16 protein-coding genes are annotated in these 14,941 nt (G+C 65.9%); 6 read left to right on the plus strand and 10 right to left on the minus strand.

From position 1 onward, the window contains the following. The 5 genes from KUV82_RS09075 to sdhC are packed head-to-tail and all read right to left on the minus strand — an operon-like array spanning position 1 to position 4,459. On the minus strand, positions 1 to 1,308 hold the full coding sequence (locus tag KUV82_RS09075; RefSeq protein ID WP_219953975.1) for a M20/M25/M40 family metallo-hydrolase: 1,308 nt from the start codon (positions 1,306 to 1,308) through the stop codon (positions 1 to 3). Between the two features lie 31 nt (positions 1,309 to 1,339). Then, positions 1,340 to 1,885: an STM3941 family protein gene (locus KUV82_RS09080; RefSeq protein WP_219953976.1), complete on the minus strand. Its 546-nt coding sequence runs from the start codon at positions 1,883 to 1,885 to the stop codon at positions 1,340 to 1,342. Positions 1,886 to 1,889: 4 nt separating this feature from the next. After that, positions 1,890 to 3,734, minus strand: coding sequence for a succinate dehydrogenase flavoprotein subunit (gene sdhA, locus KUV82_RS09085; RefSeq protein WP_219953977.1), 1,845 nt, complete (start codon positions 3,732 to 3,734; stop codon positions 1,890 to 1,892). Next, entirely contained in the window at positions 3,734 to 4,120 is a 387-nt protein-coding gene (gene sdhD / locus KUV82_RS09090; protein WP_219953978.1) for a succinate dehydrogenase, hydrophobic membrane anchor protein, read from the minus strand. Before sdhD ends, sdhA begins: the two co-directional genes overlap by 1 nt. A gap of 12 nt (positions 4,121 to 4,132) precedes the next feature. After that, positions 4,133 to 4,459, minus strand: a complete 327-nt coding sequence (sdhC, locus tag KUV82_RS09095) for a succinate dehydrogenase, cytochrome b556 subunit (protein ID WP_375541200.1) — start codon at positions 4,457 to 4,459, stop codon at positions 4,133 to 4,135. A gap of 163 nt (positions 4,460 to 4,622) precedes the next feature. Here sdhC and KUV82_RS09100 point away from each other — a divergent pair, with 163 nt between their 5' ends. From KUV82_RS09100 to KUV82_RS14230, 5 genes are read left to right on the plus strand one after another with little or no spacing between them, the layout of a single operon-like run. Next, positions 4,623 to 5,333: an SDR family NAD(P)-dependent oxidoreductase gene (locus KUV82_RS09100; RefSeq protein ID WP_219953980.1), complete on the plus strand. Its 711-nt coding sequence runs from the start codon at positions 4,623 to 4,625 to the stop codon at positions 5,331 to 5,333. Continuing rightward, a complete protein-coding gene (bla, locus tag KUV82_RS09105; RefSeq protein WP_219953981.1) occupies positions 5,323 to 6,231 on the plus strand; it encodes a subclass B3 metallo-beta-lactamase in 909 nt (302 codons plus the stop codon). Before KUV82_RS09100 ends, bla begins: the two co-directional genes overlap by 11 nt. Then, positions 6,224 to 7,129 carry a 50S ribosomal protein L11 methyltransferase gene (locus KUV82_RS09110; protein WP_258319701.1) on the plus strand — a complete coding sequence of 302 codons (906 nt, stop codon included), beginning with the start codon at positions 6,224 to 6,226 and terminating at the stop codon, positions 7,127 to 7,129. The genes bla and KUV82_RS09110 overlap by 8 nt, the downstream gene beginning before the upstream one ends. After that, positions 7,126 to 7,809 (plus strand): DUF2459 domain-containing protein, encoded by a 684-nt coding sequence (locus tag KUV82_RS09115; protein WP_258319702.1) that lies wholly within the window; start codon positions 7,126 to 7,128, stop codon positions 7,807 to 7,809. Before KUV82_RS09110 ends, KUV82_RS09115 begins: the two co-directional genes overlap by 4 nt. Positions 7,810 to 7,829: 20 nt before the next feature. After that, a complete protein-coding gene (locus KUV82_RS14230) occupies positions 7,830 to 8,408 on the plus strand; it encodes a DUF2061 domain-containing protein (protein WP_258319703.1) in 579 nt (192 codons plus the stop codon). Here KUV82_RS14230 and KUV82_RS09125 read toward each other — a convergent pair. After that, positions 8,342 to 9,484: a serine hydrolase gene (locus KUV82_RS09125; RefSeq protein ID WP_219953983.1), complete on the minus strand. Its 1,143-nt coding sequence runs from the start codon at positions 9,482 to 9,484 to the stop codon at positions 8,342 to 8,344. The two genes, KUV82_RS14230 and KUV82_RS09125, sit on opposite strands and share 67 nt — an antisense overlap. Before the next feature lie 41 nt (positions 9,485 to 9,525). Then, the gene (locus KUV82_RS09130) at positions 9,526 to 10,998 is read right to left on the minus strand and encodes an FAD-binding protein (RefSeq protein ID WP_219953984.1); all 1,473 of its coding nucleotides are present in this window, start codon (positions 10,996 to 10,998) and stop codon (positions 9,526 to 9,528) included. Between the two features lie 154 nt (positions 10,999 to 11,152). On the opposite strand from KUV82_RS09130, the gene KUV82_RS09135 reads away from it, so the two are divergent. Then, a complete protein-coding gene (locus tag KUV82_RS09135; protein WP_219953985.1) occupies positions 11,153 to 11,824 on the plus strand; it encodes an SDR family oxidoreductase in 672 nt (223 codons plus the stop codon). Here the strand turns inward: KUV82_RS09135 and KUV82_RS09140 are convergent, their stop codons facing one another. Genes KUV82_RS09140 through ligA form a run of 3 tightly spaced genes read right to left on the minus strand, consistent with a single transcriptional unit; the run spans position 11,825 to position 14,941 of the window. Next, a complete protein-coding gene (locus KUV82_RS09140; RefSeq protein WP_219953986.1) occupies positions 11,825 to 12,316 on the minus strand; it encodes a CinA family protein in 492 nt (163 codons plus the stop codon). Continuing rightward, positions 12,313 to 12,846, minus strand: a complete 534-nt coding sequence (locus KUV82_RS09145; RefSeq protein ID WP_219953987.1) for a DUF7010 family protein — start codon at positions 12,844 to 12,846, stop codon at positions 12,313 to 12,315. The genes KUV82_RS09140 and KUV82_RS09145 overlap by 4 nt, the downstream gene beginning before the upstream one ends. Before the next feature lie 28 nt (positions 12,847 to 12,874). Next, positions 12,875 to 14,941, minus strand: coding sequence for an NAD-dependent DNA ligase LigA (gene ligA / locus KUV82_RS09150; protein WP_219953988.1), 2,067 nt, complete (start codon positions 14,939 to 14,941; stop codon positions 12,875 to 12,877).

A 14,941-nucleotide genomic window follows, 5' to 3' on the forward strand; every position in this document is an offset into this window, starting at 1 on the left:
CTATTTCGCGTAGGGGCCCTGCGACAGGCGACTCATCAGGATGGCCGCCCGCTGGGCCTGGCGCACGATGGAGCGCAGGTCGATCGTTTCGCCTTCGGCATGGCTGCCGCTGCCCGCCGGACCCATGCCGGCAAGCCCATCGGTATAAGGCGCAACGAAGCTGATATCGGCGGCCCCGCGGCGCGAGGGCGGATAGGGTTCCATCGGCTCGCGGCCGAGGTCCGCATTGATCGCGTTAAGCCGGTCCAGCAACGCGCGGTTGCCATCGGTCGGGGCCATCGGGGGATAGCGGAATTCGATGGTGATCTTCGCCTCGGCGCCGGGCAGGTTGTCCGCAACGATGGTCCGCATCTGCTCGGCAACGCGCTCGTTCTGCTCCTGCGTCAGCGCGCGCAGATCGCCGCGCGCCACGGCGACGCTGGGGATGATGTTGGTCTTGCCGCTGGCGGTTGCCGACAGCCCGTCTTCGGACAGTTCGGCGGGCGTGCCCCCGGCGATGAGGCCGACGTTGAAGGTGAGGTTGTCTTCCGGCAGTTCGCGGCGGAAGGTGTCGAGGATATCGACGATCTCGTAGATCGCGCCGTAGCCCGCATGGTCGGAAAAGATGCCCGAGCTGTGCCCGCTCTTCGCCCGCGCGGTCAGCGTCCAGCTTCCCGAAGACCGGCGCGCGATGACGCCCGCGTCCTTGCCGTCGAGGATCGACAAGCCTTCGAAGCCGAGCGCGACATCGGCCCACTTGCCCGCCTCGATCAGGTGCTCGCGCGCGGCGTCCAGGGGTTCGCCCGCATGCTCTTCATCGCCGGTCAGCGCCACCACGATATTCGCATCGTCGAGCGTGCCCGCTTCCTTCATGGCGCGCAGGGCCGCAAGGATGACGATGATCCCGCCCTTGTTGTCGACCACGCCCGGCCCGACCGCCGTATCGCCATCCCGCACGAAGCCGGTGAAGGGCGAGTCCGGCTCGAACACCGTGTCGATATGGCCGATCAGGAGGATCCTGGTGGTGCCGGGCGTGCCGCTGGTGCGCGCAAAGAGATGCCCCGCGCGCCCGTTGGCCGACTGGTCGATCCACTCGGTCGTCATGCCCAGCGCCTCGAACTCGGGCACGAGTAGCTCGGCCACCGCCTTCACACCGGCGTGGTTGTGCGTGCCCGAATTGACGAGCGTGATCGTCTCGAGCAGCGCCACATCGCGCTCGAACCGGCTTTCGACGGTCTCGACAATCGCCTGCTCGGGCGCGGAAAGCTGCGCAGCGACGGGGCTGGCAAATGCGGCGGCGCACAGGAGCGCTGGGGTCAGGAAACGCATGAGGGGAATTGGCCGGTGAAGCGGCGCGAAGTCAACCTTCCCGGCCGGTCAGATGGGGCGGAGCGTAACGGACAATCGCATCGATCATCTCGTCTTTGTTCGCATCAAGAGACCCCAGGGAAATCGCAAAGGACGATCCCATAAGGCTTCGGTTGATCGCTCCATAAGCCCTTAACCACACCGGCAACCCCTTCCGAACCCCTTCGGTAACCTCGAACCGAATGATAGGAGGTGCGGGATTGATGGTCGTGACTTCGTCCCAGGCGAACGCGCGGCTGTAGTGCTGGCCAGTCCAGATTCCCGACGCGCTAATTCTCACGGCATCCTGACGCAGGAAAATCCTGCGGAGAGCGATGATCGCGGCCCAACCGAAGAAAGCGACGTTCAGCGCACCGACATACGGATAGGCGGCGCGAGGCAAGGTCCCAAACGGCCTTCTGGGCGACGGCTCCCCGAGTTCGCCAAATACTTCGAGCATCCAGAGGCCGCCAACGACGAAGCCCAGCGAAAGGAGAAGCAGGAGACAGAGACGCCAACGGGAATACCGGGCGACGAAAGCGTCGCGTTCGTCGCCCATTCGGTCAGTAAACCCGCTTCTTCGGCTTGATGTATTCCGCGTCGTCGGTGAGCGTGTATTCGTGCACCGGGCGATAGTCGATCTTGACTGCACCGCCCTTGCCGCCCCAGCCTTCGAACCAGGCGATGGTGTGCTTCATCCAGTTCGCATCGTCGCGCTCGGGGAAATCCTCGTGCGCGTGGGCGCCGCGGCTTTCCTTGCGGTTTTCCGCCGAAGCCATGGTCACGACCGACTGCGCCATCAGATTGTCGAGTTCGAGCGTTTCGATGAGGTCGCTGTTCCAGATCAGCGAGCGATCGTGGACCTTCACGTCCTCCATCTGCTTGTTGATGCCGGTGAGCTTTTCCACGCCCTCGGCCATCAGCTTGCTGTCGCGGAACACGGCGGCGTGGGCCTGCATCGTCTTCTGCATGTCGGCGCGGATCGAGGCGGTCGTCTGGCTGCCATCCGCATAGCGGAAGTGGTCGAGACGCGAGAGCGCCATGTCGGCGCTGTCGGCCGGCAGTTCGGCCTGGCTCGCACCGGCGGTCAAGTTCTCCTTGAGGTGGAGACCCGTTGCGCGGCCGAAAACCACGAGGTCGATCAGCGAGTTCGAGCCGAGGCGGTTCGCACCGTGGACCGAGACGCAGGCCGCTTCGCCCACGGCGTAGAGGCCCGGGACCACGTGGTCGGGATTTCCGTCCTCGCCCAGCGTCACGACCTGGCCGTGGTAGTTACAGGGGATGCCGCCCATGTTGTAGTGGACGGTCGGTGTCACCGGCAGCGGTTCGCGGGTCAGGTCGACGCCGGCAAAGATCTTGCCGCTTTCGGTGATGCCCGGCAGGCGCTCGGCCAGCACCTTGGGATCGATGTGGTCGAGATGCAGGAAGATGTGGTCGCCTTCCGGCCCCACGCCGCGCCCTTCGCGCATTTCCAGCGCCATCGAGCGGCTGACGACGTCGCGGCTGGCGAGGTCCTTGGCCGACGGCGCGTAGCGTTCCATGAAGCGCTCGCCTTCGGAGTTGGTGAGGTAGCCACCCTCGCCGCGCGCGCCTTCGGTGATGAGCACACCTGCGCCGTAAATGCCGGTCGGGTGGAACTGGACGAATTCCATGTCCTGCAACGGCAGGCCGGCGCGCAGCACCATGCCGCCGCCGTCACCCGTGCAGGTGTGCGCCGAGGTCGCGGTGAAGTAGCAGCGGCCATAGCCGCCGGTCGCGAGCACGACCGACTGCGAACGGAAGCGGTGGATGGTGCCATCGTCGAGGCACATGGCGATCACGCCGACGCACTTCTTGTTGGCGCCCTCGCCCGCCATGATCAGGTCGAGCGCGAAATATTCGATGAAGAAGTCCGCGTCGTACTTCAGGCTCTGCTGGTAGAGCGCGTGGAGCATGGCGTGGCCGGTACGGTCGGCCGCGGCGCAGGTGCGCTGCACCGGCGGGCCTTCGCCCATGTTCTGCATGTGGCCGCCGAAGGGGCGCTGGTAGATCGTGCCGTCTTCGTTGCGGCTGAAGGGGACGCCCGCGTGCTCGAGCTCGTAAACCGCCTGCGGGGCTTCGCGCGCGAGATATTCGATCGCGTCCTGGTCGCCGAGCCAGTCGGCGCCCTTCACCGTGTCGTACATGTGCCACGACCAGTGGTCGGGCGTGTTGTTGCCGAGGCTGGCAGCGATACCGCCCTGAGCGGCAACGGTGTGCGAACGCGTCGGGAAGACCTTGGAGATGTTCGCGGTCTTCAGGCCCGCTTCGGCGGCGCCCATGGTGGCGCGCAGGCCCGAACCGCCGGCGCCCACGACGACCACGTCATAGGTGTGGTCGACGATCGGGTATTCACGGCCGTTGATGCTGAAAGTTTCGTTGCGGGCCATCAGGCAGCTCCTCCAAGGGCCAGGCGGGCGATCGAAACGATGCCGAAGGCGCCGCCGCCGATGGTTGCAAGGTTGAGAAGGGCAAGCGTGCCGAACTTGGTGCCGGCGTCGTGGACATAGTCCTCGATCAGGACCTGCAGGCCGAGGCGCGCATGCCAGAAGACGGAGATCACCAGCAGCGCCAGCGCGGTCGCGGGCAGCGTCTGCGAAGCCCAGCCGGCGACGGTGGCGTAGGAATAGTTCGGCAGCAGCGCGAGGCTGACCGCGAGGAACAGCGCGAGGACAAGGTTGCCGATCGCGGTGAAGCGCTGCACCAGCCAGTGATGCGCGCCCTCATGCGCCGAGCCGAGCCCGCGCACGCGTCCGATGGAGGTTCCGTTACCCATGGGTATGCCCTTTTAGCGAAGCAGGATGAGGGCCCAGAAGCCCGCAGTCAGGAGGATGCCGATGACCGGCGACAGGATCGACCAGGTCTTGTTCGTGTCGAGCTCGTAACCGGCACCGATGTCGAGGACGAAGTGGCGAAGCCCGCTCATCATGTGGGTGAAGAAGGCCCAGGACAGGCCCACCAGCACGACCATGCCGAGCGGCGAGCCCATGACCATTTCGAAGGTCGCGTACGCTTCGGGCCCGGCAGCCATCGCGCCCAGCCACCACAGCAGCACGCCGAGGCCGACAAAGGCGAGACCATCGCCGGTGATGCGGTGCAGGATGGAGACCGCCATGTGCGGGCCCCATTTCCATATCTGAAGGTGCGGTGCGATCGGGCGGTTGGCCATGCGTTTCGTCCGGATTGAAGAAATTGGAACGCCTCCCTTAGCGATATGACCGTGTGTGACAAGGCGCGCGGCCTCGACAAGTTGCGCAAATTTTTCGAAGAGCCTTTGCATGACATGCATCCTCCTCACCGGCTCGAGCCGCGGAATCGGCGCAGCGGCCAAGGCTGCGCTCGAGAAGCGCGGCGCAAAGGTCATCGGTCAGGCGACCAAAAGCACCGCGGTCGACACCGTTCCCGCCGACTTTTGCGAGCCCGGCGCGCCGCATGAATTGTGGGAAGCCGCCCTCGCCCGCGCGGGCGGCGAAATCGACGTGCTGGTGAACAACGCAGGCCTGTTCGATCCCAACCCGATCGAGCGATCGGACATCGAATGGCTCGACGCGTGGGAAGACACCATGCGCATCAACCTCACGGCCTCGGCGCAGCTGTCGCGCTTTGCAGTGAAGCACTGGCAGGAACGCGGCGTGGGCGGGCGGATCGTGCATGTCGCCAGCCGCGCGGGGCACCGCGGGGATTCGCCCGCGCACTGGCACTATGCCGCAAGCAAGGGCGGGATGCTGGCGATGCACAAGACCATCGCCCGGCAATACGCAGCCGAGGGCATCCTGAGCTTTGCGATCACGCCCGGCTTCACCGATACCGCGATGGCGGGCGACTACCTCGAAAGCCGGGGCGGCGCGGGCCTCCTCGCCGATATCCCGCTTGGGCGCGTCGCCGAGCCGGAGGAAATCGCGAAAGTCATCGAATTCTGCGCGCTCGACGCTCCGGCAAGCCTTACCGGCGCCACGCTCGACGCCAACGGAGCCAGCTATGTTCGCTAGGATTGCCGTCTGCGCTAGTTCATTGGGTCTGGCTGCCTGTGCCCCGCCGATCCAGACCCTCGCGCCGCTCCCCGTGGCCGAACAGGTGACGCCCCAGCAGTGGGCCGAGGGCTGCTCGCAATGGGACGAGTGGGACAAACCCGCACCGCCCTACCTGATCCACGGATCGACCTATTACGTCGGCACTTGCGGCATCTCGGCCATCCTCGTGGCAGGCGAAGGCGGCCACTTGCTGATCGACACCGGCACCGAAGCGGGTGGGAAGGTCGTCCTTGAGAATATCGGCAAGCTCGGCTTCCGGCCCGAAGAGATCGCAAGCATCCTCTACAGCCACGAGCATTTCGACCATGTCGGCGGCCATGCGCTGGTGCAGGAGGCGAGCGGCGCACATATCGTCTCCGCACCGCAGGCGGTGGCTGTGTTCTCCTCAGGCGAAGACCATCCAGAAGATCCGCAATTCGGCATGCATGAGCCCATGAAACCGGCCAAGGTCGATGTCATCGTTCATGACGGCCAGACCGTCCGCTCGGAAACGGCGGAGCTCACCGCAATCGCCACCCCCGGCCATTCACCCGGAGCGCTCAGCTGGCAATGGACCGATTGCGACACGGCGGGCGACTGCAAGACCATCGTCTATGCCGACAGCCTCTCGCCGGTGAGCAGCGACAGCTACCGCTTCTCCGACCATCCGGAATATCTCGCGCACTATCGCCATGGCCTCTCGCGCTTGCGCAAGATCGACTGCGACATACTCCTCACCCCGCACCCTTCGGCCAGCGGCATGGTCAAGCGCGCGGCGACCGGCTCGCTGGTGGGGGGAATGACCTGCACGCAATATGCGGATGCCGTCGAAGCCCGCCTCGACAAGCGCCTCGCCAAGGAGGCCGCCGGTGGCTGACAGCTGGAAGATCTATGCCGAGGTCACGAAGGACGTCGCCAAGGCCGCGCTTGTCGCACACGAAGAAGCGATCGACTGGCCGGTCGAATGGGTGGTGACCGGCATGGAAGTGGCCGACGACCAGCCCGATGACTGGACCTTCGAAGTCTATCTCGACCGCAAGCCGAAGGCCGCCGACGTCAAACGCGTCGCTGCGCTCTTCGCAGGCAAAGCGCCCGAATTCGAGGTGATCAAGCTACCCGACACCGACTGGGTGACCGAAAGCCAGAAGGGGGTCGACCCGATCCGTGCAGGGCGCTTCCATGTCCGCACGCCCGAGCATCCGGCCGACCCGGCAATGGTCGATTTCGTCATTCCCGCAAGCCAGGCCTTCGGCACCGGCCAGCACGAAACAACCGCCGGCTGCCTCGCCATGCTCGACCGGATGAAGCAGGAAGGCGTGGTTGCGCGCAACCATATCGATGTCGGCACCGGCACCGGCCTGCTCGCCTTTGCCGCCATGCACCTGTGGCCCGGGGCCAAGGCAACGGCCTCGGACATCGACCCGGTCTGCGCCGGCGTCGTGCGCGACAACATGGCGACCAACGGGGTTGCCGAAGGCGACGGTCCGGGTGCGCTCACCATGGTCATTGCCGATGGCATGGACGATGCGCTGCTGAAGCTGCGCGGCCCGTATGACCTGTTCATCGCCAACATCCTTGCCGGGCCGCTGGTTGAGCTTGCGCCGTCCTTTGCCGAGGCGATCCCGCCGGGCGGAAACCTGATGCTCGCCGGCCTCCTCGAAACGCAGGAGCCGCGGGTGCGTGCGGCCTACCGTGCGCGCGGTTTCCGCCTTGCGCGGCGGCTGGTGAACGGCGACTGGTCGATCCTGTGGCTGCGCAAGAGCCGGGTGCGGTGAAACGCGCAGGCAAGGCGCTTGCCTGGGCGTTGGCGATCCCGGCGACGCTGATCACGCTCTTCCTTCTGTCCGCCTGGATCGGCAGCGCCATTCCGCGCAATTCGGATTGGGTAGCACCGGAGGACGGGGTTGAGATCCTCATCGAAACCAACGGTGTGCATACGGCCATCGTCATGCCGCTGGTCACCGAGCAAAAGGACTGGCGCGCCGACTTCCCGGCGAGCGATCTGGCCGCGCCCGGCCGCCCCTATACCCATGTCTCGGTCAGCTGGGGCGAGCGCGAGGTTTTTCTCAACACGCCGACCTGGAGCGACATCACCCTCTCGACCATTGCGGGCGCCGTGGTCAGCGGGGACAGCCTGCTCCACATCGCGCATTATGTCCGCCCTGCCCCGCAGGATCACTTGCGCCCGCTGAGGCTGAGTGAGGACGAATACGCACGGCTGGTGGCGGCCATCGAAACGCAGGTCCTGCCACTCGCTGAGCGCGGCCGCTACCCCGGCTATTACAGCCAGGATGTCTTCTATGACGCGCCGGGCACCTACCACCTGTTCAACACCTGCAACCAGTGGACGAGCGACACGCTGGCCGCTGCCGGTGTTCGGGTCGGATCCTGGACCCCGCTGGCGGGCGGTGTCATGCAATGGATACCTAACCATTCGCTCGACAAGCCCCTGTAGCAGAGCCTAAAAGCGCCGCCATGCGCGACGCTTCCGAGCAGCCGATCGATGGGCCCGATTCGAGTGCCCCTGCATCGGCGGACCATCCGCTGGTAACCCGTCGCCGATCGCTGGCGAAGGCAATCTCGTGGCGCATTGTCGGCTCGCTCGACACGCTGCTGATCTCGTTCCTGCTGATCACCTATCTCGGCCCGGTCTTCGGGCTTGAACACAGCCCGTCCGAAGCGCTTGGCACGGCCAGCCTGATCGCCTTTGCCGAGGTCGTCACCAAGATGATCCTCTACTACTTCCACGAGCGTTTCTGGGAATGGAACCGCTGGGGAACGTCTCTCAGCGGGCAACGCCGCAAGGAAAGCTATTCGCGCAGTACCACCAAGACCGCGACCTGGCGTATCCTCGCCTCGCTCGACACTATGCTGCTCGCGTGGATATTCACCGGCAATATCGCCACGGCCGCCTCAATCGGGGGCCTGGAAGTGGTGACCAAGCTGATCCTCTACTTCTTCCACGAGCGGGTCTGGGCCAATATCGGCTACGGCATCGTGGCGCGCGAACCGGCTCCTGTTTCAGGCGAGCCCGCCGAAGCCCGATCGGCGTAGCGCACCGCATCGTAGCGCACGGCCGCGCGTACCACCTCCTGCATCATTGCCATCCGGTCGGGCGTCGGCGCGCGCGTCCGGGCGATCATTACCACGACGGCGTAGGTCCGTCCCTCGGGCGAGGTGATCAGGCCCACATCGTTATATCCCGATTGCTCACCATCGTAGAATTGTCCGGTGCCGGTCTTGTGGCGCACCACCCAGCCCTCGGGCGCGCCGGCCTTCAGGCGGTTGGGCCCGCTCTTGGTGCGCTCGAGCGTGGATAGCAGCGTCGCGGTGGCGCCGGGCGACAGCAGGTCACCGCGCGCAAGCCGCCCCAGCGCCTCGGCAATAGCTACGGGAGGCGCGCCATCGACCGGATCGGCAAGGTAGCTTTCGAAGGCCTCGCGCCGGCGCGCCTCGGGCACCCGGTCGCGCGCCTCGAAGAAGGCCGGTCCGATGGAAAAGGCCTGCCGCCATTCGAGCCCTGCGATCGCGCTCTGCTTGGTCCGCTCGTCGGTGCCGAAGCGGATGCTCGACAGGCCGTTCTGGTCAAGGAAGTCCTGCACCGCCTCCGGCCCGCCGACACGCCGCAGGATCCGGTCGTTGGCGGTATTGTCGCTCTGCGTGATGGCGCGGTCGATCAGATCGGCGTAGTCGGATACGAAATAGCCCTGCCGCCGCACCGTGTTGCGGATCGGCTGGTAAAAGACGGTCAGATCGTCGAAGCGGATCTCCACCCGCTCCGCCAGATCAAGGCGCTCTTCATCGGCCTCCTCCAGCGCGGTCATGGCGACCCACAGCTTGCTCACGCTCTGCTGCGGGAACATCTCGAGCCCGTTGAAATGGAGCGTTTCGCCCGCGGCAATGTCGCGCACGGCAATGCCCGTGTGGCCGGGAAAGGTGCCGCCGATGCGGCTGAGCTCACGGTCGAGCGCTACCTGCGCAGGGCTGAGCACCTGATCTTCGATAGCCGTTTCGGCCTGCTCGACCAGGGGATCGCCGCTGCGCCGCTCCAGCGCTGGCAGCCACACGACAAGCAGCGCCAGCAGCAGGAGCGGGACGCCGAAGAGCAGGAAGCGGAAACTAGCGGTCACACCCGATCAACGGGCGAGCGCGCGCAGGTTCCCCACATTTTTCAGGAGACTAGTCCCGAATCCGCAGCTGCTTCGCCTGCGACGGGGCGGCCCACGCCGAGCATCGAGCGGACCCGTTCGGAGAAGAGCAGCTGGCCGCGCGGGTAATGCTTGGCGTGAATGCTCATCAACGTGCCGATGTGCGAGGGGCCCAGCGCTTCGCAATAATCCGGCCCCAGCGCGCTCTTGCCGAAATGGGGCCGCGTCTTGGGTTCGTATTGCATCACTAGCCGCTGCAACCGTTCGAGCCATGCGTAGTCGCGCGGGTCGGCGAAGAGGTCGATCGCAGCCATCGGCTCCCACGCGTTGGCGGCGAACACCGGACCGGCCGTGCCGGGCAGTTCGCGCACCGAAATCACGCCCTTGAGGAAGAAGCCGAGGTCGCGCAGATCGTCCGCCTCGCGGATCAGGAACTTCACCACCGCCTGCGCCTTGTCGAGCGGCACGAAGAAAGCGAGATTGTAGCCAGTGTAGGTCGTGGAGAAGAGGCCGCGCGTGATGCTTGGAGCGCGCTTTTCCTTCAGTCCGGGCTTGGGATCGTAGAGATAGTCGAGGTCCTTGGGATCCGTGATGACCCTCTCGCTCTGCTTCAGGTCGAGCCAGCCGATGAAGCGCTGCATCGGGCGGCGGAACTTCGGCAGGAACCGGTCGAAATTGTAATAGTGGCGCAGGAACCACTTGGCGAAGTGGCCGCTGCCGCCTTTCGCCTTGGGGTGAGCCTCGAGCTCGGTCGCCTGGTCGCATTCGGCCAGCGCGTGGAGCATGATCACCGGATCCTCGCGGTCCGAATAGGGGAGCACCGCCCAGTTCGCTGCCAGCGCGCCCGCCTTCAGCTCGTCGAGCTTGGACAGCCGGCTCATCGAGCTGACCGAAACATAGGGTTCGAGCGGCTTGGTCTCGAGCACCAGCTCTACGATCGGCGCGATCGTGCCGAAGGACAGCGCGACATAGTCGAAATCGGGATCGCCCTTCGCGAGCGTCCGCCGCTGCCCTGCCCCGTCGAGAAAGCTGAGCTCCACAATGCTGTCGGCCATCACGCCGCGCGGCCCGAAACCATGGGTCCCGGTCGCCAGCGCGCCGACCACCGATTGCTCCATGTAATTGCCCGAATTGTGCAGCCCGCGGTGATGCTTGTCGCACAGATAGGTCTTGAGTTCGCGCACCGAGACCGAGGCGCCCACGCGCACCGTCTCGGTGGCCGGATCGTATTCCAGCGTGTCGAGCCCGCCTTCGCGCATCATCATTGCGGTGGCGCTGGGGACGACCTGGACCCCGTTGTAGGAATGGGACTTGCCGACGCAGCAGTACTCGCCTTCAGTCACGAGCTGGGCGAGCGTGGCTTCGTCCGCCGGAACGCGTGCATCGACCTTGCTGCGAAAGACGTTGATCCACGAGCGGACCCAGCGCTTGCCTTCCTGGCCGATCGCCTTCTCGTCCGCGCGGCGCACCACGGCGTTTCGGATTGTGCGGATCATCCCGATACCCCCGTATCATCCCCTTGAAGTGGCGAGACTATCGCGGGCGCAGGAGCGTGGCGAGGACAGAAACGACATTGTCCGCAAGCACCGTGTCGGAACCGGGCGGTGGCGCGTGCGCTCTTTCCCCGAAGAGACATTGGAAGGAACACTCATGGCAAAGACCCTGCTCATCACCGGCGCCTCCAGCGGCATCGGCGCCGCGACCGCCCGCGCTGCGGCCGCGGCAGGCTGGAGCGTCGCGCTGCTCGCGCGGTCGAAAGACAAGCTCGACGCGCTGAAGGGCGAGATCGGCGAACAGGCACTATCCCTGCCCTGCGATGTCACCGATCGTGACGAGCTCAAGCAGGCGATCGATACCGCCGCCGACCATTTCGGGGGCCTCGATGCGGTCTTCGCCAACGCAGGGACCGGGGTCTCCAGTCCCGGCGTGGAAAACGGCGATCCGCAGGAATGGCACGCCATGATCCACCTCAACGTCCTCGCCGTGCTGACCACCGCGCACGCCTCCCTGCCACATCTGCGCAAGACGAAGGGGCATTTCGTCGTCACGGGGTCCAAGGCCGGCCGCGACCACCTGAAGGGCTCGGTCTATGGCGCGACCAAATGGTTCGTGCAGGGGCTGGCGGGCAACCTCGCCGAAGAAATGCGCGAATGGGGTGGCCGGTGCACGGTGATCACGCCGGGCATGGTCGACACACCTTTCTTCGACGAACCCAAGCCCGACAAGATCCAGCCCGAGGATGTTGCGAACGGCGTGCTGTTCGCGATCAGCCAGCCCGACACCGCGGCGGTGCGCGAAATTCACATCATGCCGAACGACTGATCAGCGGCTAAGCGCATCCTCCAGCGTTTGCAGGGCCGCGCGGGTGAAGGCTTCCATATTGGCGATCCGCTCGTCGCTGCCGGTTTCGGTCACCCGGACGAATTCGAAGCCGTCCGGGCCGACGATGGCCGCGCAGCTTCGCCCCGCCGGCGCGCCGCTCGGATGGGTCGAGCCGCCGACCGATCCGCTTTCGGCGATACCCCATTCCGCGCCGAAATTGTCGCGGATCGCGCGCGCCTGAAGCCTCGCGTAATCCTCGCTTGCCCCGCGCATGCCCTTGTAAGCCTCACGCGGGAGGTCGAAGAGCACGTCGCGAGCACGGAAGGAATAGACCACCCCGCCCCCGACAAAGAAATCGAGCGCGCCAGGCACGGTCAGCAGCGAGGCGGCGATCATCCCGCCGGTCGCGCCATCGGCGACGGCAATCTTCTCGCCACGCTCGCGCAGCAGCGCCGCAATCCGTACCGCCTGCTCGTGGGTTTCCGCGATCATGCTTTCAGACCCCGCACGGTCAGACCGAGGCCAAAGGCGATCTCGATCACCGCAACCTGCAGCGTGACCGATCCGGGCAGCGGCAGGAAGTGGTAGATGGCGGCGAACCCGACCAGCGTGACCGCTGCGGCAAGTATCCAGAAGGCCTTCTCACCATAGGCCGTCCGGAAAGCGAAGTAATGGGTCCCCACCATGATCGCGGCGAGCGGCATGACCAGTTCGGGAGCGTGGTCGAGGAACAGGTAGGCAGCAAAGAGACCCGCGATCATCGCGATGGTCGATTCCATCACCAGCGGTCCGCCGGGATTGTCCTTCTGCTCGCCGGCGCGGCGCAGCAGCGCGCGGTTCACCAGCAGCGCGAGCGGATAGATCAGCATGCCGCCGAAGAAGAGCACGGCAAAACCGGTGGCGGTGCCGCTGCTGCTCTCGGCGAACCATGCCGCGAGCCAAACGAGGCCCGAAATCAGCACGCCCGGCCCGCCATCGGTGTAGGCACGGCGCAGGTCGGCCTGCGCATCGACAATCAGCATAGTTCGGTAGTCTCCCTCGAGTGTGCGGCTATCCCGCCCCCTTGACGATTTCTGCCCAGCCCGCCTCGTCGATCACCTCGATACCCAGCTCGGCGGCCTTCTTGAGCTTGCTGCCAGCGCCCGGCCCCGCGACCAGCAGGTCGGTTTTCGCGCTGACCGAGCCGCTGGCCTTGGCACCGAGCCTTTCGGCCTGTGCTTTGGCCTCGTCGCGGCTCATGGTTTCGAGCTTGCCGGTGAAGACCACCGTCTTGCCGCTGACCGGGCTTTCCTTCGTCTCGACCACGTAGCGCGGGGGCGAGACCTGCGTGAGGAGATCCTCCCACACGGCGGTGTTGTGGTCTTCGTGGAAGAAGTCGCCCAGCGCCTCGACCACGGCGCTGCCGATGCCGTCGATGGAGGTGAGCGCGGCGGCGGCGTCCTCGTCGCCCGCCCTGGCCTGCTCGGCCGCTTCGCGCAGCGCGGGCAATTCGTGGAAATGCTTCATCAGGTCGCGCGCGGTGACGGCGCCGACATGGCGGATACCGAGCCCGAACAGCAGGCGAGCCGCGTCGGGCTCGCGCCGCGCTTCCACAGAAGCCAACAGGTTATCCACAGACCGCTCCTTCCACCCGTCGAGCGCAAGGATGGCCTCGCGGCGGTCCTTCAGGCGGAAGATATCGGCAGGGCTTTCGAGCCAGCCGAGGGCAAAGAACTGGTCGATGGTTTTCTCGCCCAGCCCGTCGATGTCGAGCGCGCCGCGACTGACGAAATGCTTCAATCTTTCCGTGCGTTGCGCCGGACATATGAGACCGCCTGTGCAGCGCACATCGACCTCGCCTTCCTCCGCCACGGCCTCGCTGTCGCACTCCGGGCAGCGTTCGGGGAAGACGAAAGGCTCGCGCTCGACCTCGCGGGTGAGGTTGTCCACAAGCTGTGGAATAACATCGCCCGCGCGCTGCACGACCACGCGGTCGCCCGGACGCACGCCGAGCCGCGCGATCTCGTCGCGGTTGTGGAGCGTGACATTGGTTACCGTCACCCCGCCCACCAGCACCGGGGCAAGGCGGCCCACGGGCGTCAGCTTGCCCGTCCGCCCGACCTGGATGTCGATGCTCTCAAGCGTCGTCTCGGCCCGCTCGGCAGGGAACTTGTGCGCCAGCGCCCAGCGCGGGGCCTTGGCGACGAAGCCGAGGCGCAGCTGGAAGTCGAGCCGGTCGACCTTGTAGACCACGCCATCGATTTCATAGGGCAGATCGGGCCGCTGGGCAGCGATCTTGTCGTAGTGCGCGACAATCTCGGCCGCGCTTTCGAAGCGCGCGAACAGCGGCGAGACCGGGACACCCCAGCTCTCCAGCGTGCGCACCACCTGCTCCTGCGTCTCGCCCGGCACCTCCGACGCTGCCCCCCAGCCATGCGCCCAGAACTTGAGCGGACGCTGCGCGGTCACGCTCGCATCCTTCTGGCGCAGCGAGCCGGCGGCCGCGTTGCGCGGATTGGCGAAGAGCTTGCCGCCCTCCTCTTCCTGCCGCGCGTTGAGCGCCGCGAAATCCGCCCGGCCCATGTAGACCTCGCCGCGGATCTCGAAGACCTCGGGCGCGCCCTCTGGCAGCTGCTGCGGAATATCGGAGATGTGCGCGACATTGGCAGTCACATCCTCGCCCACCTGTCCGTCCCCGCGCGTGGCGGCGCGCACCAGCGTGCCGTTTTCGTAGCGCAAGGAGCAGGACAGCCCGTCGATCTTGTCTTCCGCCGTGAACGCGACCGGATCGCTTTCTGACAGAGAGAGGAAGCGCCGCACGCGCGCGATCCATTCCTCGACCTCTTCGGCGTTGAAGGCGTTGTCGAGGCTCATCATGCGAACCTCGTGCGTCACCTTGGAGAGCGGCGAAGAAGACGCCGTGTGCCCGACCTTCCGGCTCGGCGAATCCTCGCGCACGAGATGCGGGAAAGCCGCTTCCAGTTCGGCGTTGCGGCGCACCAGCGCATCGTATTCGGGATCGCTGATCTCCGGCGCGTCCTCGGCGTGGTAGAGCCGGTCGTGATGCGCGATCGCTTTTGCCAGCCGCATCAATTCGTTAGCGGCGTCTGCTTCGGTGAGATTGGTCACGCTGTTCAT

It is taken from the genome of Qipengyuania flava, from assembly GCF_019448255.1.
GTDB lineage: Bacteria > Pseudomonadota > Alphaproteobacteria > Sphingomonadales > Sphingomonadaceae > Qipengyuania > Qipengyuania flava_A.